The organism is Nostoc sp. DSM 114161 (assembly GCF_052692665.1).
In genome coordinates this window covers 7,834,696-7,860,117 of sequence record NZ_CP195141.1, presented here as the reverse complement: position 1 = coordinate 7,860,117, position 25,422 = coordinate 7,834,696, and the positions used below count along the sequence as shown (strand labels likewise).

Here is a 25,422-nt window from a genome sequence, read left to right as displayed (position 1 = left end):
GTTAAAAATATTACTTCAAGTTAATTAATCAAGTCTAACGCCGAAAAGGATGTGCAAACTTATGACCTCTGTTTTTGAAACTATACAAAATAGTGATGTTCGCCAGCTGGGTATTAACCCAAATCACTGGTATGTAGTTGCACGTAGTAGTGAAGTTATAAATAAGCCTTTAGGTGTGACACTTTGGAAGCAGGCGGTCGCACTTTACCGCGATACTCAAGGGCAAGTCCACGCCTTAGAAGACCGTTGCCCCCACCGCCAAGTTAAACTCAGTCACGGGCAAGTTATCGGTAATGAATTGGAATGTGCATATCACGGTTGGCGTTTCAATTCAGCAGGTAAATGTGCGTCAGTTCCTTATTTAGCAGCAAATCAAAAACTACCAAATTGTATAATTCGCCGTTACCCAGTAAAAGAACAAGACGGCTTTATCTGGCTATTTCCTGGAAATTTAGAACCATCTGTAGAACCTCTGGGTTTACCAGAGTGGGAACATTTGAATTATATTGCCACAGTTTCAGTTATTAATTCTAAAGCTCATTATTCTTATTTAATTGAAAACTTGATGGATATGTATCACGGACATTTGCATCAAGATTTACAAGCTTGGGCTGAAGCGAATTTAGAAGATATTGACGAAGATGCTAAGCGTGTAGATGCACATTATACAGCGCAAAGTTATTACAAAATAGATAAAATTTGGTCAATATCGCAATTATTTTTTCCGGCTTTGCGAAAATTGCATCCCGAACCATTGGATGTGAGTTATGTTTATCCGCACTGGGTTTCTACATTAGGGAAAGATTTTAAGATTTATTGTTTATTGTGTCCGGTGAATGAGACGCAGACTAAAGCTTATTTGATTCATTTCACCTCATTAAATGCCTTTTGGCGATTGCACAAACTACCCGTGTGGTTTCGGCGCTTTGTGAAAGATAGTTTGTTTGGTGCAGCGCAGAAATTACTTGATGGTTTGGTGATTCAAGATGTGCAGATGATTGAAGAAGAACAACAAGCATATTTGCACAATTCCCAAAGGCGAAATTATGAATTAAATCGGGCGTTAGTGAGCGTGCAAAGGTTGATGAAGAGTCAAGTTGAGAAGTGAAGATTTTGAACCGCAGAGGCGCAAAGTACGCAGAGAGAGTTTAAGGAAGTATTGCTGACTTGAGATGATAGTCTAAATTACTAGAGATAAGTATTCATCATGACTGAGACTCCCAGCATTGAAGAAATCAAAGCGTTAATTTTTGAGCTAGGGCTTGAAGAACTCATAAAATTGATGTCAGAAATTGAAGAAAGGCTCGAAATTATGACAATGATGCAACTAGCTGAAACAGGATTCCAGGAGTGGAACAACCCGGAGGAAGATATATATAAATGACAAATGATGAGCAGGAGGGTGTGGAACTCACTCCCGGTGGATTAAAAAAACTTGGCAATCTTGCTAATATGAAGGATGAGATTATTGCTAATGCTATTCGTGAACGTGGCGGAGGACAAGCACAGGTTAATCAGTTACGTAGTGATTATCGAAATCTTAAAGTTGGTGAGTTAGCTAATTTAGCTGCTGCGGGAGACACAGACGCCGAAACTGCTATTAAAATTCTTAAGCAAGCAAGGAAAAAGCGTGATAAATATGGCAATCAATGAATTTCCTATCGGGCAACGTCTAATAGGTCTATCAACAATTAGGGATGTAGAATATGAAGGGGATGAACTTTGTCTAGATGAAGTTAATCTTTATTTTGAAGATACAGAACAGAAAATTACAGTAGTAACTCTTTTACCTATTACTGATACTGATGAAATAGAAGTAATAATAAAAGAAGCTATCAAAGAGAATAATCAAGTTTCTGCTAAGTCTTATAATTTATTACCTTCACTAGCACTGGGTGTAAAATTAATGTCGGTTTGGGTGTGTGAAAATGTTCAAGGTTATCAAGATCAGGTAATTTTTGCTTTTGAAACTTTACATCCCACCATTACGTTTCTTGCTGAGGGTTCAGTTATTAAAGTATTTATGCATGAGCAAGTATACAAGAAAGAAAACAAATTCGCAAAAGCAATTATAGAAGCCTCTGAAGAGTTGTTAATGGAAATGAAAAATGCATCGATGAATTTAAACCAGGTTCCTGAAACTTCTCCGAATCAATCAAAAATAGTTGAGTAGCGATGCCTGGGGCGAGCTTCTCTACGAGACGCTCCGCGAACGCTAACGCCCCCTGATTAACCACACATCCAAAATGCTAGAATCGCCCTAGCACAGATGCTTTCACAGGAGGCGACATGGAAAATATAGAACTGCAAATTGACGAAAAAACCCTTGAGAAAGCACGCGCTTTGGCAAAGTCGCGCCATTGTGACTTGTCGGAATTGATTGCATACGCAATTGAACAGCTGCCAATGAGAGAACCGGCAAAGTACCCCTTATTGGGATTATTCGCTGACGATCCTGAGTCAGTAGATGAGATGCTAGAAGAAGTAATGAAGGATCGGGCTGCACACCCCTTAAATCAACGCTTTGGACAAAGTACTACTTGACACAGATATTCTTTCCGAGAGTCTCAAGCGTAGAGACCAGCGTGTTGTATCTAGGGCTATTGATTATCTAGCCGTTTTTGGTAAGTATACTATCTGTACTATTACAGTTTTAGAGATTGTCAAAGGCTGGCATAAGCTTGGATGAGAAGATAAGATTCAGCAGTTTTTTGACCAAATTGCTGTTGCTGAAGTATTAACGCTAGAACTCAGCGATGCGGAGTTGGCGGGACGCATTTATGCGGATTTGGAACGCACGGGACAACCGATAGGACTTGCTGATGCTATTATTGCTGCCATTGCAATCCAACAAAACTTAACTTTAGTCAGCGGCAATTTATCCCATTATCAGCGGATTCAAGCATTAGGCTACAACTTGAAGCTGGATAATTGGCGAATATAAATGCCCTTTTTCTGAGGACAGTGGAAAATAAAGATAAGTAAGAACGATTCTGGGCGCCATCCTCCATGAGTTATTGCCTTAATCCCCGTTGTCCGAAGCCTGAAAATTCTGGTAATGTCAATTTTTGCTTGACTTGCGGTGCTAAGTTGCTTCTCAAAGAGCGATACCGTGCTATTAAACCAATAGGTCAAGGTGGTTTTGGCAGAACTTTTTTAGCTGTGGATGAAGATAAACCATCAAAACCGCGCTGTGTAATTAAGCAATTTTATCCCCAAGCCCAAGGCACTAATACTGTGCAAAAAGCGGTGGAGTTATTCAACCAAGAAGCCGTACAATTAGATGAATTGGGCAAACATCCGCAAATTCCAGAACTATTAGCATATTTTACTCAGGAAGACCGCCAATATCTCGTACAAGAATTTATTGATGGGCAAAATTTAGCTCAAGAATTAGCACATAAAGGTGCTTTTAGTGAAGCAGAAATCTGGCAATTACTCAATGATTTATTACCAGTATTGCAATTTTGTCACGCTAGACAAGTGATTCACCGCGATATTAAGCCGGAAAATATTATTTTACGTAACAGCGATCGCAAATTAGTTTTAGTAGATTTTGGTGCTTCTAAATCTGCTACTAGTACTGCTTTAAATAGAACCGGTACTAGTATTGGTAGTCCTGAATATGTCGCTCCAGAACAAATGCGAGGTAGAGCTATTTTTGCCAGCGATATTTATAGTTTGGGTGCTACTTGTATTAACTTATTAACCAGGCGATCGCCTTTCGATTCCTATGATACAAATAATGATACTTGGATTTGGCAGAAATATTTAAAAACTCCTGTTAGCAATGCATTAAGTCGCATTTTGAACAAGATGTTAGAAAGTATCCCAATGCGGCGTTATCAAACAGTAGATGATGTTTTAAAAGACTTAAATCAACACTCACAACCAGCTACACCAGCTGGCACAGTAAAACCTATTCCTCAACCTACACCTAATTCTACACCTCCTGTAATCACCCAATCTCCTAGCCAAATCGATCTAGAGTTAGAGGAAATGAAAACTCAATTTCTCGTTGGCGGTAAACCACAGCAAAATAAAGTTCAACCCCCAAATTCAACACCTCAGCCTTCTAATAAAAGTCAAATAGACCGAGAATTAGAAGAACTAAAAGCTAAATATCTCGGCAATAACAACCCCTAATCAAAAAAACTCTGAAAAACTCTCCGCGCCTCTCTTGCCTCGTGCGTGAAAATAAAAACTACTAAACCCCTCTTCTCGGCTTACGAACTACACCCTGCCAGCGAATAGTTTGTTTAGCAGAACGTTCTCCCAAAGAACGAATTGCTATCACTTCAATTTCAACATTCACACCAGGACGTAAAGCGTCGTTAGGAATTTTCAGCTTACCTAAAGCTAGAGTAAAACGGTTGTAATCACGAGTCACAAATTCATCGGGAATATCTCCTTCGTATTCAGTTTTGTAGTCAGAAAAACCGTAGGAAGTATCTTTAGCGCGAAATTTGACGCGAAACTGAGTATTAATAGCATCAGATTTTGCTGCCAAATCAACTATTTTTAAATTTAGGTTTTGTCCTGCATCGGCGAATTCTGCCACAGCTAACCGAGTAACATCTTTTTTGGGAATGGCATAGTTAACAGTAAAAGTTGTCAAGTTAGCTTCACTTTTGCTACTACCATCAACCCATAAATCCTCAGAAAAATTAACTTCTACTAGTTTGCTATCAGTTAAATTTACTGTTACTACTTCATTGGCAAAGCTAGTGATGGGTTGTCTTTCTTGCCAAACTATTTGAAAAGCTTCTTCTAAACGCGCCTCAAACTCTCGATAATTATCTGCGATCGCCGAACCAGGCGCAAGTAGAGAAACTGCACCTGGGCGAATATTCCATTTATTTTTCGAGAGTTTAAATGGTTTATTTGTCAGTTCGGAAATTGCTAATTTCACAGTCGGGTTATCATCAGCCAAGGGTTCTTTGCTGTTGACAATACTCAAAGTTCCTAAGCTTCCATCGCTACCATCTCTACCATCGCTACCATCTCGGCCATCACTACCGTCACTGCATCGATAAACCTTGTTAGTACACTTGTAATTAGGAGTACCGGGAGTTCCTTCACAAGTTTGCACTTCCCATTTCCGTCGGCGACATTTACAACCGTCCGTACCACTTGCGCCTCTACCGCCGCGTCCCCCTTCGCCGCCAGTTGCGCGGACAAAAATGTTTCGCAAGTCTGCCAAATTTGTGTAATAAACTGTTATCGAACCACCATTACCCCCATCCCCTCCTTTGCCACCATTACCGCCACTACCACCATCTGGTGCATTGATATCGTAGCTGACATTATCAGGTTGGTTTCTACAGTGAGGCCGATAACCCGGTTCTCCATCTTCCCCATCTTCCCCATCTGTCCCAGACAGGTCAAGATTTACAGGCGAACCATTGACAAAAATACTCTGGTTCTGACCGCTAGAACCATCTCTACCAGAACGCCCACTACTTCCCGTGCGTCCATCTGTGCCATAATTTCTGGCTAGTTTATAGTATTTGTCAGAGGCAAAAACTGGACATAAAAGTGAATCAGAGGCAGGTAAAAAGTTAGTAAATAAGCAAAATGTAAAAAGAAGTGGCAGCTTACTTTTCAAACCTTTGTGCATCTGATTACACCTAAAACCTCACTAAAATTAAGTGTATCTTATTTTTGTCATCTTTCTACAGACAGAGAAGTTTCAAATATATTTTGAAAACATCCTCTTAAAAGTCAAGCGATCGCCATTATTTCTCACAATAAAATAAAAGCGATCGCCAGAAAATTGGGGAAATAACCAATGCCCCATGCCTCATGCCCCATGCCCAAATTTATTAGGAATTAGGTTCCCCAACCAAAACAATTGAACACTTCAATTCTTGAATCATCTGGGTTGTAACTTGGCTAACGGCTAGTCCACCGGCTGTGCGATAACGGACGGAACGTAACACCACTAAATCAAATGCTTGAGCTTCGCGAATTACCGTTCTAGCAACATCATCACCTTTGATGGTTTGAATATTCGTTTTCACCTGTAGCTGGCTTTTGGAGGCGATATCAGACAATTGAGAGACAAATTTTTCTACTAAATTTGGGCGTGCGTTGCGATCGCAAACGTGCAACAATACAACTTCTGCCTGATTTACATCAGCTAAAATCTGGGCAAACCGTAAAGCGCCTATGGTTTGGCGAGTTAAATCTCCAACTGGTACAAGAATTTTTTGGATTGTCTTGGGACTGCTTAAAAGGCGTGTAACTGCCACTGGACAATGAGAAGACCAGAAGACGCTATCAATCACATTACCAAATAAACGGGCGCGTAAACCTGTTGTCCGCGACCAACCCATCACCACCAAATTAGCGTTTTGTTCTCGACTAGTGCGGCTAATTGCTAAAGCTATATCATCATCAATCCGATTTGTAGGTGACACTTCCACATCAAATTCTTGACTGATCTCTTTAGCTAAATTCAATCTTTGCCTACTTTGTTCGAGTCCTGTAACTAATTGCGGATCGTCCATTTGGATATGCGCTTTCGTAATAGTTAGTGGCACAATTTTTCCAGATTCATGACTAGCTAGCAGTGCTGCCATTTCTATCAGATAGCGCTGGGTTTGAGGGTTATATATTGGCACTATAACAGTGAACGAATCATGTTTTTTTTCTGCTAATTCCTCTTCGCTACCTTCCCACCAAGTAGCCAGACTATCTGTTTCAAAATCTGTTTCTCGCAGCTGTAACGAAGAAGCAAATCTGGCTGTGATTACCGGGCCTAATATTGCAGTCACCAGCATCAAGACAATGACGCTGTTTAACACACCTTCATTAATTAGCCGTTCGCCCGCAGGATTTATACTTTGATAAGCTACCAAAGTTGCTGCTAGTGTAGCTGCTACTTGTGGCAGTGACAATGACCACATTGTTAGCAATTCCGCCGTGTTGTAGCGATACAACAGTTTAGCTAAGAACGCTGCGATAAATTTGCTGCCAATCAAAGCCGCTACAATTGCCACAGTCAGCCAAACTGAACTGAGAGTTTTAATAAATGCCGGAATATTAATCAATAATCCCATGTCTACAAAGAAACAAGGGATAAACAAAACACTGCCGATAAATTCAATTTTTTCTTTGACTGGGCTACGTCCCAGAACATCATTGACAGCTAAACCCGCTAAAAAAGCGCCAACAATTTTTTCAACTCCAATTACCTGCGCTCCCACAGATGCCAAAAATAATGCTAGTAATATAAACAGAAACTGGTTACTTTGTTCGTCTCCCGAACGGCGAAAAAATTCTTTTCCTGCCCAATCAAAGCCAAACAGAACAACGACAGAGTAAATTGCTAACCCACCTAACAACATTGCCAAACTCAAGGCGGAAAATTCTCCCCCATGAATTCCTACACAAATTGCTAATACCAGCAAAGCGCCTGTGTCAGTAAAAATTGTGGCACCAATTGTCACAGTTACAGCTTCATTTGTTACCACGCCCAGACGGCTCACAATTGGATATGCCAAGAGAGTATGTGAAGCTAATAAAGAACCAATTAATACCGAAGAATTCCAACTAAAATTGAATAAGCGTCCAACAATAATCCCAGCAATTAATGGAACTAAGAATGTGAGCGTTCCAAACCCAATTGAGCGGTTTCTAGTTTTTTTGAACTGCTCTAAGTCAATTTCTAAACCTGCTACAAACATTAAATAAAGTTTACCGATATCTGAAAGCAGCTTAATAGTTTCAGACTCCGAATTTAATAACTTTAGCCCATTTTGTCCTAGTATTATGCCTGCAAGCAACAATCCCACTAAGCCAGGGAGCCGCAGACGCTCAAATATCGGGGGTATAGTAAAGATTACTATCAGGAGAATAGTAAATGCAATGATAGGACTGTTTAGTAGCGAGCTTTCTGGCATTTGTAATAAATAAACCTAAATTGTAGGTGTACTATTTAGAAATGAGAATTAATTGAAAATTTTTGTAGGTTTAAGCTTTATCGATCGCTGGTAATTAAATCTTTAACAGCATAAATGTTGCATTGCGATCGTAATTCTATCTTCAGAAGGGTTTTTTAAGTTCCTTAGACAGAAATATCTATGGATTTTGAAATTGCGAATATTAGACATATTTCAATAAGCATAAATAGCAATTATGATTTACAAATAGTAATATTTTAGATAAAAAGAGGTTTTTATGGAGAATAATTCAAAATCTGAGCTTCAGAACAAGTTTAATGTAAAAACAATGCCAATAATTGCTCAAATTACAAAATTAAATTTGTTAATTGAGAGCAAAATAAACTAATATAATGAATCGTGCAATCTTGTAATATCACGCTCGATTAATTACTGATAATTAATAATTCAAAGCTCTCTGTGTCCTGGCTTCCCCGCGTCTCCAGTTTCTATAAGAATATTTGCTTATAGGCTGGCTAGATCTAGAAAAATCTGGAAAAGCGCTCCTGTGGGTTCCTATCAATGATAATTTTAAGCATTGGGAACCCCTAAAAATCAGAGTTTATGAACGCAGCCGACGATAAAACAATTGTTCGCGAGTATTTCAATTCCACAGGGTTTGACCGTTGGAGGCGGATCTACGGCGATGGCGAAGTTAACAAAGTCCAGTTGGACATCCGCAATGGACACCAGCAAACCGTAGATACAGTTCTCGAATGGCTAAAAGCTGATAACAATTTACCAGAACTATCAATTTGCGATGCTGGCTGTGGTGTGGGTAGTCTTAGCATCCCGTTAGCGGTAGATGGTGCTAAGGTCTATGCAAGCGACATTTCTGAAAAAATGGTGGAAGAAGGCAAGGATAGAGCAAAGCAAACCTTGGGAAACGCTGAAAATCCTACTTTTGCCGTGCAGGATTTGGAATCGCTCAGTGGTAGTTACCATACTGTTATTTGTTTGGATGTACTTATCCACTACCCCCAGGAAAAAGCAGATGAAATGATTTCTCACCTCTGTTCTTTAGCACAGTCGCGGATAATTCTCAGTTTTGCCCCGAAGACTTGTGCTTTGACTATACTCAAAAAGATTGGCAGTTTCTTTCCTGGGCCGAGTAAAGCCACTCGTGCATATTTGCATCGCGAGGCTGATGTGGTGAAAATTTTGGAAAATAATGGTTTTTCAGTGCAACGTCAAGCGATGACTAAAACTCGCTTCTATTTTTCTCGCCTACTCGAAGCGACGCGTGGATGAAGTAAGTATCATAGCAAACAAGCAATAGTAAGTAGGGTGCGTTATGGCTTCAGCCTAACGCACCGCCATATTAATTATTGATTGGAAGATGTCGGATTTGGTAGCGAGTTTTGCTTTTGATTTTAGCTGTCGCTCTGATTGCGAACATAAATTAAATATCACCAACGAAGCGATCGCTAAAAAACTGTCTTAGGGAGTAGATTGAGATACTGGAACCTCAGAGAAAGTCAGGTTAGAATCTCTAGCAAAGTTCAAATCTGAAGTAGAACTATGAAAACTGCTGAAAAATTGGCTGCTGGTTGGCTACTGACACTCGGATTCATGTTTTTAACGCTATCAGCATCAGCAGCAATTGACAAATTTGCTACACGTAGGGTGGTCATACCAGTGAAAGATGCGTATGATTTTTCTGCGCCAAATGCTACTTATCAAGATGATAATACTGTTGCTGGCGGTCTAATTTTTGGTGTCCCTAGCTTCACACTGGGCGCATGGTTAGCTTTAGGATTATATCGTCAAAGTCGGCAAGAGAAAAAGGCACTTAATCAACAACGTAGCGATCGCTTGCAATCTCTTTTTTATGAGATGCTACAAGAAAATCATGGACGTGTGACTGTTTTAGGCTTTGCTATGCAATCACAACTACCGCCAGCAGACGCCAGACAATATTTAGATCAAAAAGCTAAAGAATTTAATGCAAATTTTAAAGTCAATGAAGAAGGGGCCGTATCATATCATTTTGATGTCTAATTGTGATTAGTCATTAGTCATTGGTCATTAGTCATTAGTCTAAAACTAATACGCCATACCCAATGCCCAATGCCCAATGCCCATCTTACAGTTAAGTGTAATGACGCAAATTTTTCTGAGTGTAGCTGCTGTTTTAGGCGGTTTGTCAGTCGCTGCTGGTGCTTTTGCTTCCCATGCATTGCGAGATAAAATTAGTGAGCGATCGCTAGAAATTTTTGAAACTGGCGCTCGTTACCAAATGTATCATGCTCTCGCGCTTTTTTTAGTAGCATTACTAATTAGTCGCACCGAATTTCCCCAGCCTACCCTCGTAGCCAGTGGATGGTTATTTATCATTGGTATTGCTATTTTCTCAGGAAGTTTGTACGCTCTGAGCTTAACTGGTGTGAAATCATTAGGAGCAATTACACCATTAGGTGGCGTAGCCTTTCTTGCTGGTTGGGGTGCTTTAGCTTTTGCTGCTTGGAATTTGAAGTTGTAAAAAATCAAAATCAGAATTCAGAATTCAGGATTCAGGATTCAGCAATCAGAATCAATTAGTCAAGGATAAGTGCGGAAAGTCAGAACGAGGATACTTCAAGATTATTGAAATCCGCTGTAATTCATTCTAAATTCTGAATCCTGAATTCTTTTTTCACAACCAAAGCAGTTGGTAAAGGTACTGGATTAGGTCTAAGTGTCTGCTATCAGATTATTGAGAAACACAAAGGTAAAATAGAAGTTATATCAGAATTATAAAAAGTTGCAGAGTTTATAATTTTCCGACCTATCAAGACACAAAAAGATTAGTTCTGCGACTCGAACGCTAAAAAAAATTAAATGAGCGAGGAGTTAAGAAATCAAAATTCATAACTCTTCATTCTTAGGCGTATTAACAAATTATGCAAAGCTGCACGAGCTGAAGGTGCTTCAGGTAATAGGCTGGATTCATATGCCTCTTGTAACTTATTACGCAAAGAATCATATTCTCTTTGATGAAAAGCTACATTAACATCTGACAAAACAGATTTTTCTGAGTCTGCTAGTTTTTGAGCAATTAAATCATGAATGTACGGCAAATTGAAAACCTGATTGAGGTTAATTAAATTAGCTTCAACTTCGCCTGTTTGCATCAAATAAATTCCAGTCAATAAAATTCGATAAACATAAAGTAATGGCTTGACTTTATGCATATGTTCTTTTTCAAAAAGCTTCCATTGTGTTGCAGCAAAACCAAGATAATGGTAAATATGATGCCGTGTAATGCAATTTTTAGCAATAAATTTCAATTCTTCATGTTCGGGTGAAGTTGTCAATATTAAAGGTGAGTACAGTTGTTCTAACACATAACCATTTTTTTTAAGTAACATCAAAAAGAATTTTTTGACATCATGAGTGACTAAATCAATTTCCCAAGATTCGCGAACTCCTGAAAATTCAATAGTTTCATTTCCAGTATCTAATCCCACCACTTCTTGAACTGGCAAAATATGTACGCCACGCAAGTCATAATCAGAATCGGGTGACGGAAAGCCATATAAATGAGAACCACTGATAGTTGCAAATAAAAGCGGATAAGCCTGTTGTCCAATAATTTTTGTAATAGGCTTTGGAATATCCATCATATTTTTTTCTATTAAAAAACTTAGAATTTTTGAAACATTCCCTAAAAATAGAGGCTTTCAGCTTTGCAATATATTTTATTTGGTGGTTCGCTGAAGTATTTTAACAAAGCTGGACATAGCCAACCTTCCAAATTATTTTTATTCCAGTAATACCAATGGCCGTTATACTCCGACCTCAACCAGGTTAGTTCAGCTTGATAACCAGGAAACGGATTTGCAGAAAATAAAAGTTTAAAGCCTTCATCAACATTATCAATCCCTGCAACCAAAATATCGAGCATTTCAGGTACGCCACTGACAAATGGTTCTTGGATTAGTTCCATACGCTCGTCATCAAATACCCATGTTTGGTTACGTTTATATGGGAAAATTACCATCATTGAGTTATTCATCAGTTATTAATTCTTAGTAATTATTATTTTTATTCAGTCTATTTTTTCAATTTAACTCATGAAATTAAAAATTACGCTCAAGTAACATTTGCTAACGATGATAGCCCCAATTTAGCCAAAAAACAGCTAATTTTTAGTAAAAAAGTTTATCCTATAAAACTATTGGGAGCAAATATTTTAATCATGTGCCGTTTACTAGCCTACCTCGGTTCGTCTATTTACCTGAAAGATATTCTGTATAAACCAGAACATTCATTGATAGTCCAGAGTTATCAACCCCGCGAAATGACCTCTGGGGTAGTAAATGCAAATGGCTTTGGTGTGGGTTGGTATCATAGCCAAAAAGATATCGAACCTTTTACCTACAAAAATATACTACCGATTTGGAATGACGTTAACCTACCCAATCTCAGCCGTTATATTGAATCAAAGTGTATCCTTGCTTCTGTTGGCAGTGCAACATCAGTCCAAGGGGTAGATTTTGTGAATTGTCAGCCATTTAATTATCAACAATTACTATTCATCCACAATGGAGGAATTGAGAACTTTCGCAAAACATTACACAGAAAAATCCCCAGTATTTTAACTGAGGATTTTTACGAAATAATTAATGGTAGTACTGACTCAGAACACATTTTTTCATTGTTACTTTCACACAGTCAAATTAATAAACATCGGCCTCCAGAATATGCTTTACGCAGCACATTATTAACGCTCTTAGAGATGGCAAAACGGTATCAAGTACAAGCCTCACTCAATGTCATTTTTAGTGACGGAAATCGCCTGATAGCCTCTCGCTTTGCTACCAGTTCACCAGTGCCATCTCTTTACTGGATACGAAACGACCCGGCTTTCCCCAAATCTGTCATTATTGCATCCGAACCTCTATTTATAGGTAATTGGATTGCTTGTCCAGAAAATAGCATCATCAGTGTAGGGGAAGACTGTGAGATGCAAATAGAACAAATCTAGCTTTAGTTTCAGAAGATATTTGAAAAATCGTTTTCTTGACCGTTGGCTGAAGATTTATTCTCCTTGTCCTCTTATACCTTCCATCTTTCACTATTCCCTATTTACTTCTTATTCAACAAAACAAAATCATAATTAGTTCCAGAAGAACAACGCTCGCAACGTTCAATTCTGACTAAGAAAGCTTCTCCTTGACGCTTACCCGAAGGTAAAAACATAATATTTCCTGTAGCTCCAGAAGTTGAAAAATCAGGATTAGACAGTACCTTTTGCAAGCCTTCGCGAGTGTTATCTTTTTCCAAACCAGCGATAATTACTTGCATTGCATCATAAGCTCCCGCTGTTCTCTGATTTACCCGTGCTTTCCAAAGTCCAAAGGCATTTTCCGCAAATGGGTTATTTTTGTTAAGGTCGCGATGCCAATACACAGGTACTACCATTCCTTCGACATCTTTGGCATTTTCTAAAGTTTTTCCACTATACATAGTTTCCGAACCAAACAGTGGTTTTCTGCCTTTAATCTCTTGTGCAACTTTAGTAGCGTAACTTATACTTCTGAGTGAAGGTATTAGTAAAAAACCACTGGCGTTTTCTGTTTCTATAGCTCGATCTACAAAAGATTTAGGGTCAAAATTTTTATCTGCTAAATTGCAAGGCGTACTAATAACTTGACTGCCATATTGTTCGATCGCTTGAGTGTACTTTTCTACAAGTACCTTACTAGATGAAAAATTAGAATTATTTCCTGAGGTGCGAATATCGCCACAAATAGCAATATTTCTTCCTTGTCGGGCAATGTAACGAGCATGAGTATCGATCAAATTATCATATAAAGGATTTATATGAAATAAGTAATTATTTCTAGGAATATTTTGTTGATTATTTACTAAATTTTGTTCTATGTTTTCTGGATTATCTGCTTGATTTGGACGCTCGACCGGAAAAACTAACACCAACTTTTTGTCATTATAAATTGCAGCATCAGGTCTCACACCCACTGCGGCTAAAATGCTTCGATCTTCAACTAATTCCTTATCTAGCTTTTCGGAATCTTGCCGATTCTCAGCACTTGCGATCGCAATTTGCAATTTTTTACCATTAATTCCGCCTCGTTCGTTAACTTCATTTTGAGCTTGAGCTACACCGCGCAAAAGTTCTTCTGCTAAATTCTGATCGAAGTTAACTGGCGCGATAACAGCAACTTTTAGGCTTTCTGAATTATCTCGCGCGATTTTAGCATTGTTTAAATAAATTAAACTTTCTGGATCGTTGGGGTTATTTTTCAACGATGCGGTAAATTTTTCTACAGCAATGTTGAAATTTTTCTCACCAAAAGCTTTAACTCCATCTCTTTTTTCTGGGTATGTTTGTACTTTTACTAGAATCCTCTTACCCAAATTTATTAATGAAGGTTGATTTGATAATTCTATAGATGAAGGTTGCCCAGTATTTGGTGATATAAGAGTAGAAGAAAGTTTGCTAATCAACCAAAAAAGAATTGCTACCATTACTCCAGCCAGACCCAAAGAAAGAAGTAGCTTCAAGTTTTCTTTTTTATTTGTCATAAATAATTTACCAAATTATACAAAGTTTATCCAAAAGCAGATGATATTAAAAATATTTAGAAATAACTTTGTTGATTATTTCCCACATACCTACAATAATAACTGTCAAAAAACCCGCAAGCACAACTAGCAAAATTACAAGTAGCAGTCCATTTATTCCAAATTGTATAAGATTTGGAGTTAGCAAATTTTTGAAACTCAAAACAATCAGTAAATTCGCTATGATAGCAATGATAATTAAAGAAGCTTTTTCCACAAGGGAACGAGATTGAATAAATACTAATCCTGCTAAAATTATCAGCCACAATCCTGAGCTAATCCAAGTGGTTCCGAGAAAACTGATTAGAGCGATCGCCAATAACGAACTACCGCTTCCAGTAATTATCGCTCCTGACAATAATTGATTATTAGAAAATAGTCGTAAATATCCAGAATTAGTTGGTTGTCGTTCCAATTGTGGTTGAGTTTCTAATAGTCCAGAAGGTGAAAGAACTGTAGGGGGTAATGTATTTCTTAATCGTGGTAACTTCTTTAAATCTTGTAATACAGCCTGTGCAGACTGATAACGCTGTTCGTGATTCTCTTGTATTAATTTATCAATAATTAACTCTAATTCATGACTTACAGGTTGCTTTAAATGCTGTCGCCAACTAGAAGTCCACCCATAGCCTTGTTTCATCCACAAACTTGATGGAGAAATATTAGTTAGCAGATGAAAGCAAGTTATTCCTAAACTGTAGAGATCGCTAGAAGGAAAGACTTTACCAAATTGCATTTGCTCAATGGGTGCATAGCCCAACGAACCAATAATTGTTCCTATTGCAGTGTTTGTAGCTTCCCTTTTTTGCTTTGACACCCCAAAATCAATTAGCACTAATTTATTATCATTTTGACGACGAACAATATTTTCTGGCTTCAGATCTCGGTGAATAATCTCTTGCTCGTGTACGGCTACCAACACAGATAATAGATCGTGCAAAAAATCTCGAATTTTGGCTTCATCAAAGACTCCGTGCTGTTTTAATTCCTGCAACAGATTTTGTCCTTCAATAAACTGCTGCACTAAATATAGATATTCGCCTTCCTTAAAATATGCATACAAATTGGGAATTTGCAGATGTTCCCCTAATTCTTTGAGGCGTTTGGCTTCTCGTTCAAACAACTCAGTTGCTTTTTTGTGTGCGCCGGTACCTTGAGAGCCATAAAATTGACTTAAAACTAACTGCTTAACAACACATTGTTCGTTAAGCTTGTCTATATCTTCTGCTACATATGTGCGTGCAAAGCCCCCTCTCCCTAATAATCCAACAATCCGATAACGATTTCTGAGCAGAGGTATCAACTTTGCCCCACAACTGAGACAGAAATTTGTCCCATCAGGATTTTGAGGATTTTCGCAATTAGGATTCAGGCAGCAGATCATAATAATTATCTTATCGCTGTCATTTTATTAATTTTAAAATATACCTTAAATTCAGTAGAAACTTTGTACTGAAACGTTTCTACATGGATAATAAATGAGGGGCGATACACCCTTGCAAACTAACTCGATATGTAATCAACAGTACAATTAATGGTCTTTTGTTAACAATAGTCCCATAAACTAATCCTTCTGCTTCTTGAATCAACCCCAATTCTCATCAGTGATATCTCCTCTTGGAAAACATAGGGAGTGGCAAAGAATTCCTAACTTTTGAGTCAACAGTCAACACTACAGGTAACATCAGCTTTTTTTCATCCCCTGAACGCCGCAATTACCCCACACTCGCCATTGTAGTCTTGATAAAAGTCTCCGCAATTGTGACGATTACGCTAGAATTATTAAAGGTTCTTTACAGAATTTGCCGATCGCCCCCAATTCTGTTAGAAAAGCCTAGCACTCAAATGTAAATCTATAAACCCCCTCTAAAGTTCACCCAAAGCTTCTATGACGCTCCCAATTCGCAACGTCGCAATTATCGCCCACGTTGACCACGGCAAAACCACCCTGGTTGATGCACTCCTCAAACAGTCCGGCATTTTCCGTGAAGGTGAAGACGTTCCGGATTGCGTCATGGACTCCAACGCCCTAGAACGGGAACGGGGAATTACAATCTTGTCCAAAAACACAGCGGTTCGTTACAAAGAAACGCTGATTAATATTGTTGATACACCCGGACACGCTGACTTCGGTGGCGAAGTAGAACGCGTACTCGGCATGGTTGACGGATGTCTTCTGATTGTCGATGCCAATGAAGGCCCCATGCCTCAAACGCGCTTTGTACTCAAAAAAGCCTTGGAAAAAGGGCTACGCCCCATCGTTGTGATCAACAAAATCGACCGTGCCAAAGCCGATCCACACGTCGCTGTTGATAAAGTATTGGATCTGTTCTTAGAATTAGGCGCAGATGAAGACCAGTGTGATTTTACCTATCTGTTTGCCTCCGGTATGGGAGGTTATGCCAAAGAAAGCATGGAAGCAGAATCGGTAGATATGCAACCACTGTTTAATGCGATTCTGCAACACGTTCCACCACCAGTAGGCGACGTGAATAAGCCGCTGCAATTGCAAGTCACAACCCTAGATTATTCTGAATACCTGGGACGAATTGTCATTGGCAGAATTCACAACGGTGTGATTCGCGCAGGACAACAAGCGGCCTTGGTGACAGAAAATGGCACAATTGTCAAGTCCAAAATCAGCAAATTGTTAGGTTTTGAAGGGCTGAAGCGGGTGGAGATGGAAGAAGCATCCGCAGGTTACATTGTCGCTGTTGCTGGTTTTGCAGATGCCAACATTGGCGAAACAATTACAGACCCCAACGAACCCCAAGCTTTACCACTAATTAAAGTCGACGAGCCAACTTTGCAAATGACCTTCTGGGTGAATGATTCACCATTTGCAGGTCAAGAAGGCAAATTGGTGACATCAAGACAAGTGCGCGATCGCCTTTTCCGCGAACTTGAAACCAACGTCGCATTGCGGGTAGAAGAAACCGATTCTCCCGATAAATTCCTGGTTTCTGGTCGTGGCGAATTGCACTTGGGTATCTTAATCGAAACCATGCGCCGCGAAGGCTTCGAGTTTCAAGTATCTCAGCCACAGGTTATTTACCGCGAAGTCAACGGACAACCTTGCGAACCTTACGAACTGTTGGTGTTAGACGTACCTACTGATGCAGTGGGTAGCTGTATCGAACGCCTGGGACAACGCAAAGGCGAAATGCAAGATATGCAACCGGGTAGTGGCGATCGCACTCAGTTAGAGTTCGTCATTCCCGCCCGTGGTTTGATTGGTTTCCGCGGTGAATTCATGCGGATGACTCGTGGTGAAGGCATCATGAATCACAGCTTCCTCGACTACCGTCAACTCAGTGGTGATATTGAAGCCCGCAACAAAGGCGTTTTAATTTCCTTTGAAGAAGGCGTTGCAACCTTCTACGCCATGAAGAACGCCGAAGATAGAGGCTCGTTCTTTATTACTCCTGGCACCAAAGTTTACAGAGGTATGATTGTCGGCGAACACAATCGTCCCCAAGACTTGGAATTGAATGTCTGCAAAACCAAGCAGTTAACCAACCACCGCGCATCCGGTGGCGATGAACTCGTGCAGTTGCAAGCACCAATAGAAATGAGTCTAGAGCGTGCTTTGGAATACATTGGCCCTGATGAATTGGTCGAAGTTACACCCAAATCGATTCGTCTGCGGAAGATGGCGAAGAAGTTAGCGAAACGGTAAGTTTAGTTAACTTGATAGATTTAGAAAGCCTGCATCAGCGGGCTTTTTTATTTGTGGATTATATCAATATCAGACTACAATTATGAGCGATCGCTCTCATCTGTTGAAGTAACTTCTTGAGTCTCGGATTCTACTTCATAAATCAATGGATACAGTGAAAGTCTATCTCTAATATCTCTAGCCAATTGATCGAATGTAATACAAATAACTTTGCGTGAGTCTACTAAAACCTTATTTAAACGCCACGTCAATCTAGCTTTATCAATAGGTGAGATAAAAGTATCTCTGCCTATAACTAAAATGCCGTAAAATTCTATATTCTCACTGCCAAAAATAGAACGGGCTAAGGAAGTATTTTTAAAATCATCAATCTTCCAAAACCAATCAATTATTTGACTAAATCCATGTTCAAACCTCGGCGACCAATCTGATGTACTTCTTCCTTTATCTATAAATATACTGTCTTGAGTAGCATCTTCAAATTCAATGAAACAGTAAGTATTGTTTACAGAATCACCGACAACTAAATCAGCGCGAAAATCACCATAAAAGGTGAACTCATGTTTAATTTCGTTGAACCTAACAATCTGAGGAACATAAGAACCAATAAATGCAGATAAATGTAGTCTCTGTTTAAAGAAGGGAAGTATATCTTGATTTTCTTTTAATTGCTCATTAGTGTTAAGTAATTTTTCCAATTCCTCAAGTTCCTGTAGACACTGTTTAAGGTCTAGGGTAAAAGAATCTAGACCTTTCATTTTTCGGACTCTTTTAAGGAACCATATAATATCTCTAGGCGGTCGTGATTAACTATGTCAACAATAGTTACTTCTCCAGATTGAAACCTAAAAATAATTCTATATATGCCTGCTCGTGCCATAAAATAATTTGGAATATCTCTCAGCTTATGAGCTTGAAGCGATGAACAAAAAGGAAACTCTTCTAGACAATTGATGGCATCAATAATATTTTCCTTATCTTGTGGCTGTAAAGCATCAAGGGCTATTTGCGCTTTATCAAGTAGAAATACTTGGTTTCTCTTTAACTTTTGGTTATTATATTCAATACTTGAATTCATAATAGATATCTAATTTTTACATATAATATTTACATTATACATTGCCAGTGCCAACAGCCCAACAATAGTTAAAGTCAGAAAGCAAAGCCTAGAGCGGCAAGCTACGCTCAACATTACTTAACACTTCAACCTACCTCTTGATGCTGCTTTCATTTCACAAAAACTCCACACATCCCACCATCTCTCAGGTGCGATCGCCTCATAAATTAAAACCAAAGTTTCAATGATTTCACCAATTGAACGAGTTCCTTTTTTACAGTAGCTAATACCAGGATGGTCGAATCTAGAGCTTGCAATAATCAAAAAATCTGCATCTTGAGTAAACAGTATTCGCTGTGTTTCCTGAATAAACGCTAACTGGATTTCATCACTTTGAGTGCGTAATTCCACATCATTGGTTGTTGTGACATCAATTCCATAACGACGCAAGCCAAGCGCGATCGCCGGATCGACGTTCTCATCCAGATGAAAGCGAATTCGTTCACTCATTCCTCAATTGTCTAAGTTTCTCTTGCAGACGTGAGGGATAATTTTGCTTCAGTACCTCAACCAACTCATCCTCTTGGGCTGTGCGGCTATCGATCTCGTCTCGGCGATCGAAGTAATAAGCCATCGCTGCATAAACAGATGCCAGTGATAGGTCATATTTACCAGCAATCTCTACCAAAGAGTACCCTAGCTTTAGATGCATCACCGCCACATCTTCTACAGCAATGCGAGTACCGATAATGCAGGGTTTTCCACTCCGCACATCAGGAGCGATCGCAATATGCTCTCGACTAACTAATTGCATTAGTGAATCTTCCATATCTGTTCCATTATTTAATAATATATAAAATCAATTATTTTCAAAGCCTATAATAATCATGTTGGCAAAGATTATGTCACAATTCCCGTAGGGATGGAGAAAGGTGAACGCGATGCCCCCACTAATCGACCGAACTACCGACCAACGCATTGTTCATTATGGAACGTGGGAACAGTTCAAGTTCATCCAAAAGGGTTTTAACGGTTCTCCTGGTGTGCGGCTGTTTTACTATGACGATACAATCGAGATTCTCATGCCAGGACGCGAACATGAAATTTTTGCCAGTATCATCGGTTATTTAGTGACAACTTTTCTCGTCGAAAAAGGCATTTTCTTTCAGCCAACCCGGTCGATGACTCAGGAAAGAGAAGGGGTTGTCTCGGTTCAAGCAGACGAGTCCTACTGCATTGGAAGCGCTAAACCGATTCCAGATTTGTCCATCGAAGTTGTTTTTACCAGTGGTAGTATCAGTAAGTTAGAGCGCTATAAAGCTTTGGGAGTACTGGAAGTCTGGTTTTGGGAAGATGGGCTGTTAACACTCTATCATCTCCATGATGGCAGCTATGAACGCGTCGATAAGAGCCAGCTACCCGGACTCAATGACCTCAATTTAGATTTACTCAAACGCTATATTTTGATGGCTGAAACTGATGCTGGAGAAGCTATTAGAGCATTTCGTCGAGAGATTAACGCATAGACATTGCCAGTCAGCAGGGATTTTTAGAGAAAGCGATCGCCTTAAAGTTACCAGGCAGTTTCAGTTTCAATATATTTTCTCAAAAACACTAATTGATTCGTCATATCTTCGGCTTCCATACTTTCTACTAATTTCAACAATCCTCGCAACTGTTCTCCAATTGAATAGCTCTGCTTGGCAGCAAGTACAATACCTGAATGCTTTTGTTGCTGTTCGAGATAAAGTTTATGCAATCGACAAAAATCACCAACATTGAAACTATAAATAACGCGCTTCTGTTCCATTGCCCAGATTAATTGGCTATCATCTGATGATGCTAATCTATCTGCCTCAGCCGTTGTCATCAAATCAATCCCAGCGTTGCGTAAGCCATTAACTAAAGATTTCTTGCCAGCATCTTCATCTAAATAGAAGCGAATTTGGCTCATGCACAATTACCTGACATCCACTTCGTTTCCAGAGCATTACATTCAGCTTGATATAAAGCAATTTCTCTATCCATTGCCTCCTGATTAGCATAGTAATAGGCAAGCGCAGCATGAACTTGGGCTAGGGATAAGTGTGGATACTCTGTCACAATATCTTGAGGAGATAAGCCTGCTTGAGAATCCATCACAATATTTTGAACAGTCATACGCGTACCAGCAATGCAAGGACGACCTCCAGCAACTTGAGGTGTCGTCACAATTAAGGTTCCAATATTAACTATTGCTACCATGTTTTTTCTACTCTAACTAAATCAATAAATCTTCTACGTCTATTTCGTCTATTTATAATCTAGCTTTGTTCTGGGCTTTACAGCTTTCAAAAATTTGGGTGTTGGTGTAGCTCGTCGTAGACATCGCTAAACGATTCACAAGCTTCTAAAAGACTGTGAATTTCGGGTGGTGTTGGGTTAAAAAAGAAACTATGAGAATCATCAAACCCATCACCAACTTTTTAGAAACCCGCGCCAGTGCCCCTGCATACGGCGGTTGGGTACTAGCGGCTACGGCTATTTGTTTTTTTGGCGCAGGTATCAATACGATGGCTGGTTGGCTGTACGCCATTAGCGGCATCAGTTTTGCCCTTTTGGCAGTAGCAGCGATATTACCACCACGATCGCTCGCAAACCTATCCATCACCCGCCGTCCCGTTGCGCCTGTGTCAGCAGGTGATGAGTTGAGGGTGGAGTTAGAAATCTGCAATCAGACACAGCACGCTGTCAGCTTGTTGCAAGTCGAGGATACGCTGCCTTTCGTCTTGGGCAAACCAGTACAAAAGGCGATCGACACAATTCCTAGTCTAGGCAGTTACCGTTGGGTATATTATCACCCTACCGAGCGCCGGGGCGTCTACCGCTGGCACACAGTCGAACTCGGTTCTGGTGCGCCTTTGGGGTTGTTTTGGTGTCGTCGTCGGCGCGATTGCGCTGCTATAGCGATTGTTTATCCGACAGTATTACCCTTGGCTACTTGCCCCCTAGTGGATGAAATGGGGCAAGAAGAAAGCAAAAGAAGCGATTCTATTGGTAAACCTTTGCAGACAGCGACAACCGGACTAGTGCGATCGCTACGTCCTTACCGCATCGGAGATCCCACCCGTCTAATTCACTGGCGGACTAGCGCTCGTTACGGAGAATTACGGGTACGAGAGTTAGAAATGGTTACTGGAGGACAAGAGATAGTTATTGCCCTTGACAGTGCTAGCAATTGGCAAGAAGAAAACTTTGAGCAAGCAGTAATCGCCGCAGCCTCATTGTATTTTTATGCACAAAAGCAGCAACTACAGGTGCAACTGTGGACAGCATCCACAGGTTTAATTAAAGGTGAGCGTTTTGTTTTAGAAACCCTAGCAGCAACAACTACCCAAGAAGATACCAGCACAGCAGTTACCAAAAGCCATCCTTTAATTTGGCTGACTCAAAACTCCCACAGCCTTGCTACTTTGCCTCAAGGTAGTCGTTGGGTTTTGTGGCAAAATATCTCCTCGCTACCAGAACCAGAAGTTATCAATTGGGAGCATCCTGGTATAGTTTTGCAAAGCGATCGCCCACTACAACCCCAACTGCAAAAAACATTAGCTTCATATTAATTAACACTTTCGTAAAAAAAACTTTTAGTTCTGCCGGAAGATGCAACGCTGTATTTTGATAAGCTTAGAAGTTAGGCTTCTGTGATTTCTTAGATTCTCTGCGATCCCAAGACGCCACACATATAAGCGTTTGAGCAAAGGTAAAACAATCTCAGCGGCTAATGTTGGGGAAATACACCCAGTAATCCCCTACTGCGGCTGAGGTACAATGCAAAGAAATATTTAAATTATGAGTGCCCGATCCACATGATCTCATCAGAAGTTAACACAAAATCCAGCGATAAAAGCCTTGAGGCAATGCGGCATTTTTCTGAACAATACGCCAAGCGTACTGGAACATACTTCTGTTCTGAACCTTCAGTCACCGCAGTAGTGATTGAAGGACTAGCCAAACATAAAGACGAGCTGGGTGCGCCTTTATGTCCCTGTCGCCACTACGAAGATAAAGAAGCTGAAGTTCACGCCACATATTGGAACTGTCCCTGCGTACCAATGAGAGAACGCAAAGAATGTCACTGCATGTTATTCCTCACGCCTGAAAATGAGTTTGCTGGAGACAAACAAGAAATTTCTTTGGAAACAATTAAAGAAGTGCGAGACAGCATGGGATGAGCGAAACCATGCCCCAAGAGTTTTGGCAAGGCATAGAACAATTCAATTCTGGTCAGTTTTACGCCTGCCATGACACTTTAGAGGCCCTATGGATTGAAGCCAGCGAACCAGAAAAAAACTTTTATCAAGGCATTCTGCAAATTGCTGTAGCACTATATCATCTAGAAAATCGTAACTGGCGAGGTGCGGTAATTCTGCTGGGAGAAGGCAGCAATCGCCTGCGGCGTTACCCATCTAGTTACGGCGGTATTGATATAGATGAGCTATTGAGTCAAAGCGTAGCATTGTTGAAGACATTGCAACAAATAGGAGCAGATAAAATTAATGCTGGTGACTTGGGTGAAAATCAAGCCCTATCTTTACCGAGAATTGTGTTAGTTAGCGATTGATTGAGTTTAAGCAGGTGAAGAAAGACAAGGAAGATAGAGAGAAAATTACTTTCTTGTCTTGTTTTTCTTTTGTTCTTATTGTAATGGCGTGGCAAGCTTAAAATGGTGCATAAAATTTAGCTATTGTGGGGTGGGCCGGAAAGCCCGCCCAGACGAGTGAGGACACCCATCCCACAATAAAATTTATTGCAACATTTTAGTCTTGCCCCGCCACTACTGAATATTAACTACAGGTAATTCAACAGTCACAGTAGTTCCTGTTAACAGTTCAGAAGAGATTAATAGCTCCCCATTATGAGCATTGACTATGCGTTTGGTAATAGCAAGCCCTAGTCCAGTGCCACAAGGTTTTGTAGAGAAAAATGGCGTAGCAAGCTTAGCGATAACTTCTGCTGGAATTGGTTCGCCACTATTTTGGACATTAATACAGACTTTATCTGCCTGGGATAGATCTACTGTCCACTTAATAATATCTCTCGATGCTACTGCTTCACAAGCATTACGAACAATGTTAATAAATACTTGTTTAAGTTTGTCTTTATCTCCCAAAATTTTTATCGTAGACGATGCTGGAATAAATTCAATTTGTCGTTCCACAGCTTCTGGCATTTCATGTATGGATAAAAGTAACTCATCAATGAATCCATTTACGTCCAATTCATAAAGTTGCAAAACTTGGGGTTTAGCATAAAGTAAAATTTCGCTCAATAGACGTTCTAGACGACTAGCTTCGCTCAGTGCTAATGCTAATCTTTCTTGAGCAGGCTCAGTAAGAATAGTTTTTCGGAAATACTTTAATCCCATGAGCATTGTAGTCAAGGGATTACGAATTTCATGGACAATAATAGCAGCAAATTCACCAATAGCTGCCAGTCGTTCTTGTTCTACTAGTTTGGCTTGGGCTGCTCGTAATTCTGCTGTGCGTTTTTCTACTTCAGCCTCCAAAATATGATTAAATTGGCACTGTTGCTGATAGAGATGATAGTGGTCGATCGCTGTAGCTGCTCGTTCTGCAAATAATTCTACAATTTGGATTTCATCACCAGAAAACTCCCTTGGCTGACGATGAAAAGAACAAATAGTACCAAATATTTGCCCTTCAGAAGTTTGTAACGGTATTCCCAAATATGCTCGATAACCAGGCGCAGGTTTGCCATACTCTGGATTAGCCACAGCATCTTTAACTGCTAATGTACGCCCAATTTGCAAAACTGTCGCGATTAGCCGACCATGCAAAGCATAAACACGCGGCGCATCCTCCGCCATTTCCAAACTACTCGCTAGAACAGTTTCAAAACCCTCTTGACAAAAAGTGACAACTGTCCAATCTACTCTAATTAATTCGCTAACTCCACAGGCAATGTTATGCAAATAGCTTCCCAGTTCGCCAGTTCGATAGTTTAAAGAAGACAAACGTGCTATGATTTGTCGCTCGCGCTGCCAAGTTTGATTATGTAAAAATGCTTCATCATCACTGGTTTTGCTCATGGATGCATATTGCATGACTTAGAAAAATAATTTTAAAAAGAAAAATTCAGAATTCAGAATCTGAGGCATTTATCTAAAAAAT

General features: G+C 39.8%; 29 protein-coding genes and 1 pseudogene. 17 read left to right on the top strand and 13 right to left on the bottom strand.

Annotated elements, in window-relative coordinates; genetic code table 11:
* Positions 1-61 precede the first annotated feature (61 nt).
* The 7 genes from NSTC745_RS32950 to NSTC745_RS32920 all read left to right on the top strand — a co-directional run bounded on the left by NSTC745_RS32950 (position 62) and on the right by NSTC745_RS32920 (position 4,146).
* Positions 62-1,108: an aromatic ring-hydroxylating dioxygenase subunit alpha gene (locus tag NSTC745_RS32950; RefSeq protein ID WP_445634787.1), complete on the top strand. Its 1,047-nt coding sequence runs from the start codon at positions 62-64 to the stop codon at positions 1,106-1,108.
* Positions 1,109-1,207: 99 nt separating this feature from the next.
* Positions 1,208-1,384, top strand: a complete 177-nt coding sequence (locus tag NSTC745_RS32945; protein WP_445634786.1) for a hypothetical protein — start codon at positions 1,208-1,210, stop codon at positions 1,382-1,384.
* Entirely contained in the window at positions 1,381-1,653 is a 273-nt protein-coding gene (locus NSTC745_RS32940; RefSeq protein ID WP_445634785.1) for a hypothetical protein, read from the top strand. Before NSTC745_RS32945 ends, NSTC745_RS32940 begins: the two co-directional genes overlap by 4 nt.
* Positions 1,640-2,173 (top strand): DUF6334 family protein, encoded by a 534-nt coding sequence (locus NSTC745_RS32935; RefSeq protein ID WP_445634784.1) that lies wholly within the window; start codon positions 1,640-1,642, stop codon positions 2,171-2,173. Before NSTC745_RS32940 ends, NSTC745_RS32935 begins: the two co-directional genes overlap by 14 nt.
* Before the next feature lie 116 nt (positions 2,174-2,289).
* On the top strand, positions 2,290-2,544 hold the full coding sequence (locus tag NSTC745_RS32930) for a hypothetical protein (RefSeq protein ID WP_445634783.1): 255 nt from the start codon (positions 2,290-2,292) through the stop codon (positions 2,542-2,544).
* A gap of 154 nt (positions 2,545-2,698) precedes the next feature.
* Complete coding sequence (locus NSTC745_RS32925; RefSeq protein WP_445638737.1) at positions 2,699-2,944, top strand: PIN domain-containing protein; 246 nt, start codon at positions 2,699-2,701, stop codon at positions 2,942-2,944.
* A gap of 65 nt (positions 2,945-3,009) precedes the next feature.
* Positions 3,010-4,146: a protein kinase domain-containing protein gene (locus tag NSTC745_RS32920; RefSeq protein WP_445634782.1), complete on the top strand. Its 1,137-nt coding sequence runs from the start codon at positions 3,010-3,012 to the stop codon at positions 4,144-4,146.
* 61 nt (positions 4,147-4,207) lie between these two features.
* On the opposite strand, the gene NSTC745_RS32915 is transcribed toward NSTC745_RS32920, so the two are convergent.
* Both NSTC745_RS32915 and NSTC745_RS32910 read right to left on the bottom strand, forming a co-directional pair.
* Positions 4,208-5,620, bottom strand: coding sequence for a collagen-like protein (locus NSTC745_RS32915; RefSeq protein WP_445634781.1), 1,413 nt, complete (start codon positions 5,618-5,620; stop codon positions 4,208-4,210).
* A gap of 205 nt (positions 5,621-5,825) precedes the next feature.
* Entirely contained in the window at positions 5,826-7,907 is a 2,082-nt protein-coding gene (locus tag NSTC745_RS32910; protein ID WP_445634780.1) for a cation:proton antiporter domain-containing protein, read from the bottom strand.
* Between the two features lie 603 nt (positions 7,908-8,510).
* Here NSTC745_RS32910 and bchM point away from each other — a divergent pair.
* The 4 genes and pseudogenes from bchM to NSTC745_RS32890 all read left to right on the top strand — a co-directional run.
* Positions 8,511-9,197 (top strand): magnesium protoporphyrin IX methyltransferase, encoded by a 687-nt coding sequence (gene bchM / locus NSTC745_RS32905; RefSeq protein WP_445634779.1) that lies wholly within the window; start codon positions 8,511-8,513, stop codon positions 9,195-9,197.
* Positions 9,198-9,467: 270 nt separating this feature from the next.
* Positions 9,468-9,947 carry a hypothetical protein gene (locus NSTC745_RS32900; RefSeq protein WP_445634778.1) on the top strand — a complete coding sequence of 160 codons (480 nt, stop codon included), beginning with the start codon at positions 9,468-9,470 and terminating at the stop codon, positions 9,945-9,947.
* A gap of 100 nt (positions 9,948-10,047) precedes the next feature.
* Positions 10,048-10,428 (top strand): DUF423 domain-containing protein, encoded by a 381-nt coding sequence (locus NSTC745_RS32895; protein ID WP_445634777.1) that lies wholly within the window; start codon positions 10,048-10,050, stop codon positions 10,426-10,428.
* A 137-nt stretch (positions 10,429-10,565) separates the two neighbouring features.
* Positions 10,566-10,685 (top strand): annotated as a pseudogene (locus NSTC745_RS32890) (ATP-binding protein); the annotation flags it as partial.
* Positions 10,686-10,786: 101 nt separating this feature from the next.
* Here the strand turns inward: NSTC745_RS32890 and NSTC745_RS32885 are convergent.
* Both NSTC745_RS32885 and NSTC745_RS32880 read right to left on the bottom strand, forming a co-directional pair.
* A complete protein-coding gene (locus NSTC745_RS32885) occupies positions 10,787-11,551 on the bottom strand; it encodes a nucleotidyltransferase domain-containing protein (protein ID WP_445634776.1) in 765 nt (254 codons plus the stop codon).
* Positions 11,552-11,592: 41 nt separating this feature from the next.
* A complete protein-coding gene (locus NSTC745_RS32880) occupies positions 11,593-11,943 on the bottom strand; it encodes a DUF6717 family protein (RefSeq protein WP_445634775.1) in 351 nt (116 codons plus the stop codon).
* A 183-nt stretch (positions 11,944-12,126) separates the two neighbouring features.
* On the opposite strand from NSTC745_RS32880, the gene egtC reads away from it, so the two are divergent.
* The gene (egtC, locus tag NSTC745_RS32875; protein ID WP_445634774.1) at positions 12,127-12,915 is read left to right on the top strand and encodes an ergothioneine biosynthesis protein EgtC; all 789 of its coding nucleotides are present in this window, start codon (positions 12,127-12,129) and stop codon (positions 12,913-12,915) included.
* 101 nt (positions 12,916-13,016) lie between these two features.
* On the opposite strand, the gene NSTC745_RS32870 is transcribed toward egtC, so the two are convergent.
* Both NSTC745_RS32870 and NSTC745_RS32865 read right to left on the bottom strand, forming a co-directional pair.
* On the bottom strand, positions 13,017-14,477 hold the full coding sequence (locus NSTC745_RS32870; RefSeq protein WP_445634773.1) for an ABC transporter substrate-binding protein: 1,461 nt from the start codon (positions 14,475-14,477) through the stop codon (positions 13,017-13,019).
* Between the two features lie 46 nt (positions 14,478-14,523).
* Entirely contained in the window at positions 14,524-15,900 is a 1,377-nt protein-coding gene (locus NSTC745_RS32865) for a protein kinase domain-containing protein (RefSeq protein ID WP_445634772.1), read from the bottom strand.
* 504 nt (positions 15,901-16,404) lie between these two features.
* Here NSTC745_RS32865 and typA point away from each other — a divergent pair.
* Positions 16,405-18,195 carry a translational GTPase TypA gene (gene typA, locus NSTC745_RS32860; RefSeq protein ID WP_096537843.1) on the top strand — a complete coding sequence of 597 codons (1,791 nt, stop codon included), beginning with the start codon at positions 16,405-16,407 and terminating at the stop codon, positions 18,193-18,195.
* An 80-nt stretch (positions 18,196-18,275) separates the two neighbouring features.
* On the opposite strand, the gene NSTC745_RS32855 is transcribed toward typA, so the two are convergent.
* The 4 genes from NSTC745_RS32855 to NSTC745_RS32840 all read right to left on the bottom strand — a co-directional run bounded on the left by NSTC745_RS32855 (position 18,276) and on the right by NSTC745_RS32840 (position 20,066).
* Positions 18,276-18,953: a Shedu immune nuclease family protein gene (locus NSTC745_RS32855; RefSeq protein WP_445634771.1), complete on the bottom strand. Its 678-nt coding sequence runs from the start codon at positions 18,951-18,953 to the stop codon at positions 18,276-18,278.
* The gene (locus NSTC745_RS32850) at positions 18,950-19,273 is read right to left on the bottom strand and encodes a type II toxin-antitoxin system RelE family toxin (protein ID WP_445634770.1); all 324 of its coding nucleotides are present in this window, start codon (positions 19,271-19,273) and stop codon (positions 18,950-18,952) included. Before NSTC745_RS32850 ends, NSTC745_RS32855 begins: the two co-directional genes overlap by 4 nt.
* Before the next feature lie 117 nt (positions 19,274-19,390).
* Entirely contained in the window at positions 19,391-19,762 is a 372-nt protein-coding gene (locus NSTC745_RS32845) for a DUF5615 family PIN-like protein (protein ID WP_445634769.1), read from the bottom strand.
* A complete protein-coding gene (locus NSTC745_RS32840) occupies positions 19,755-20,066 on the bottom strand; it encodes a DUF433 domain-containing protein (protein ID WP_445634768.1) in 312 nt (103 codons plus the stop codon). The genes NSTC745_RS32845 and NSTC745_RS32840 overlap by 8 nt, the downstream gene beginning before the upstream one ends.
* Positions 20,067-20,193: 127 nt before the next feature.
* Here NSTC745_RS32840 and NSTC745_RS32835 point away from each other — a divergent pair, with 127 nt between their 5' ends.
* Positions 20,194-20,778, top strand: coding sequence for a Uma2 family endonuclease (locus tag NSTC745_RS32835; RefSeq protein WP_445634767.1), 585 nt, complete (start codon positions 20,194-20,196; stop codon positions 20,776-20,778).
* A gap of 47 nt (positions 20,779-20,825) precedes the next feature.
* Here NSTC745_RS32835 and NSTC745_RS32830 read toward each other — a convergent pair whose 3' ends face one another.
* Both NSTC745_RS32830 and NSTC745_RS32825 read right to left on the bottom strand, forming a co-directional pair.
* A complete protein-coding gene (locus NSTC745_RS32830) occupies positions 20,826-21,206 on the bottom strand; it encodes a DUF5615 family PIN-like protein (RefSeq protein ID WP_445634766.1) in 381 nt (126 codons plus the stop codon).
* Entirely contained in the window at positions 21,203-21,496 is a 294-nt protein-coding gene (locus NSTC745_RS32825; RefSeq protein WP_445634765.1) for a DUF433 domain-containing protein, read from the bottom strand. Before NSTC745_RS32825 ends, NSTC745_RS32830 begins: the two co-directional genes overlap by 4 nt.
* Positions 21,497-21,687: 191 nt before the next feature.
* On the opposite strand from NSTC745_RS32825, the gene NSTC745_RS32820 reads away from it, so the two are divergent.
* The 3 genes from NSTC745_RS32820 to NSTC745_RS32810 all read left to right on the top strand — a co-directional run bounded on the left by NSTC745_RS32820 (position 21,688) and on the right by NSTC745_RS32810 (position 23,852).
* Positions 21,688-22,851 carry a DUF58 domain-containing protein gene (locus NSTC745_RS32820; protein ID WP_445634764.1) on the top strand — a complete coding sequence of 388 codons (1,164 nt, stop codon included), beginning with the start codon at positions 21,688-21,690 and terminating at the stop codon, positions 22,849-22,851.
* A gap of 246 nt (positions 22,852-23,097) precedes the next feature.
* Positions 23,098-23,463 (top strand): ferredoxin thioredoxin reductase catalytic beta subunit, encoded by a 366-nt coding sequence (locus NSTC745_RS32815; RefSeq protein ID WP_096537849.1) that lies wholly within the window; start codon positions 23,098-23,100, stop codon positions 23,461-23,463.
* Entirely contained in the window at positions 23,460-23,852 is a 393-nt protein-coding gene (locus tag NSTC745_RS32810) for a DUF309 domain-containing protein (protein WP_445634763.1), read from the top strand. Before NSTC745_RS32815 ends, NSTC745_RS32810 begins: the two co-directional genes overlap by 4 nt.
* A 213-nt stretch (positions 23,853-24,065) precedes the next feature.
* Here the strand turns inward: NSTC745_RS32810 and NSTC745_RS32805 are convergent, their stop codons facing one another.
* Entirely contained in the window at positions 24,066-25,340 is a 1,275-nt protein-coding gene (locus NSTC745_RS32805) for an ATP-binding protein (RefSeq protein ID WP_445634762.1), read from the bottom strand.
* Positions 25,341-25,422: the final 82 nt, after the last annotated feature.

What these genes read in the sequence shown, in the direction of transcription:
- NSTC745_RS32950 (WP_445634787.1), top strand. Translation starts at nt 62, where the DNA reads ATGACCTCTGTTTTTGAAACTATACAAAATAGTGATGTTCGCCAGCTG.
- NSTC745_RS32945 (WP_445634786.1), top strand. Translation starts at nt 1,208, where the DNA reads ATGACTGAGACTCCCAGCATTGAAGAAATCAAAGCGTTAATTTTTGAG.
- NSTC745_RS32940 (WP_445634785.1), top strand. Translation starts at nt 1,381, where the DNA reads ATGACAAATGATGAGCAGGAGGGTGTGGAACTCACTCCCGGTGGATTA.
- NSTC745_RS32935 (WP_445634784.1), top strand. Translation starts at nt 1,640, where the DNA reads ATGGCAATCAATGAATTTCCTATCGGGCAACGTCTAATAGGTCTATCA.
- NSTC745_RS32930 (WP_445634783.1), top strand. Translation starts at nt 2,290, where the DNA reads ATGGAAAATATAGAACTGCAAATTGACGAAAAAACCCTTGAGAAAGCA.
- NSTC745_RS32920 (WP_445634782.1), top strand. Translation starts at nt 3,010, where the DNA reads ATGAGTTATTGCCTTAATCCCCGTTGTCCGAAGCCTGAAAATTCTGGT.
- NSTC745_RS32915 (WP_445634781.1), bottom strand. Translation starts at nt 5,620, where the DNA reads ATGCACAAAGGTTTGAAAAGTAAGCTGCCACTTCTTTTTACATTTTGC.
- NSTC745_RS32910 (WP_445634780.1), bottom strand. Translation starts at nt 7,907, where the DNA reads ATGCCAGAAAGCTCGCTACTAAACAGTCCTATCATTGCATTTACTATT.
- bchM (WP_445634779.1), top strand. Translation starts at nt 8,511, where the DNA reads ATGAACGCAGCCGACGATAAAACAATTGTTCGCGAGTATTTCAATTCC.
- NSTC745_RS32900 (WP_445634778.1), top strand. Translation starts at nt 9,468, where the DNA reads ATGAAAACTGCTGAAAAATTGGCTGCTGGTTGGCTACTGACACTCGGA.
- NSTC745_RS32895 (WP_445634777.1), top strand. Translation starts at nt 10,048, where the DNA reads ATGACGCAAATTTTTCTGAGTGTAGCTGCTGTTTTAGGCGGTTTGTCA.
- NSTC745_RS32885 (WP_445634776.1), bottom strand. Translation starts at nt 11,551, where the DNA reads ATGATGGATATTCCAAAGCCTATTACAAAAATTATTGGACAACAGGCT.
- NSTC745_RS32880 (WP_445634775.1), bottom strand. Translation starts at nt 11,943, where the DNA reads ATGAATAACTCAATGATGGTAATTTTCCCATATAAACGTAACCAAACA.
- egtC (WP_445634774.1), top strand. Translation starts at nt 12,127, where the DNA reads ATGTGCCGTTTACTAGCCTACCTCGGTTCGTCTATTTACCTGAAAGAT.
- NSTC745_RS32870 (WP_445634773.1), bottom strand. Translation starts at nt 14,477, where the DNA reads ATGACAAATAAAAAAGAAAACTTGAAGCTACTTCTTTCTTTGGGTCTG.
- NSTC745_RS32865 (WP_445634772.1), bottom strand. Translation starts at nt 15,900, where the DNA reads ATGATCTGCTGCCTGAATCCTAATTGCGAAAATCCTCAAAATCCTGAT.
- typA (WP_096537843.1), top strand. Translation starts at nt 16,405, where the DNA reads ATGACGCTCCCAATTCGCAACGTCGCAATTATCGCCCACGTTGACCAC.
- NSTC745_RS32855 (WP_445634771.1), bottom strand. Translation starts at nt 18,953, where the DNA reads ATGAAAGGTCTAGATTCTTTTACCCTAGACCTTAAACAGTGTCTACAG.
- NSTC745_RS32850 (WP_445634770.1), bottom strand. Translation starts at nt 19,273, where the DNA reads ATGAATTCAAGTATTGAATATAATAACCAAAAGTTAAAGAGAAACCAA.
- NSTC745_RS32845 (WP_445634769.1), bottom strand. Translation starts at nt 19,762, where the DNA reads ATGAGTGAACGAATTCGCTTTCATCTGGATGAGAACGTCGATCCGGCG.
- NSTC745_RS32840 (WP_445634768.1), bottom strand. Translation starts at nt 20,066, where the DNA reads ATGCAATTAGTTAGTCGAGAGCATATTGCGATCGCTCCTGATGTGCGG.
- NSTC745_RS32835 (WP_445634767.1), top strand. Translation starts at nt 20,194, where the DNA reads ATGCCCCCACTAATCGACCGAACTACCGACCAACGCATTGTTCATTAT.
- NSTC745_RS32830 (WP_445634766.1), bottom strand. Translation starts at nt 21,206, where the DNA reads ATGAGCCAAATTCGCTTCTATTTAGATGAAGATGCTGGCAAGAAATCT.
- NSTC745_RS32825 (WP_445634765.1), bottom strand. Translation starts at nt 21,496, where the DNA reads ATGGTAGCAATAGTTAATATTGGAACCTTAATTGTGACGACACCTCAA.
- NSTC745_RS32820 (WP_445634764.1), top strand. Translation starts at nt 21,688, where the DNA reads ATGAGAATCATCAAACCCATCACCAACTTTTTAGAAACCCGCGCCAGT.
- NSTC745_RS32815 (WP_096537849.1), top strand. Translation starts at nt 23,098, where the DNA reads ATGATCTCATCAGAAGTTAACACAAAATCCAGCGATAAAAGCCTTGAG.
- NSTC745_RS32810 (WP_445634763.1), top strand. Translation starts at nt 23,460, where the DNA reads ATGAGCGAAACCATGCCCCAAGAGTTTTGGCAAGGCATAGAACAATTC.
- NSTC745_RS32805 (WP_445634762.1), bottom strand. Translation starts at nt 25,340, where the DNA reads ATGAGCAAAACCAGTGATGATGAAGCATTTTTACATAATCAAACTTGG.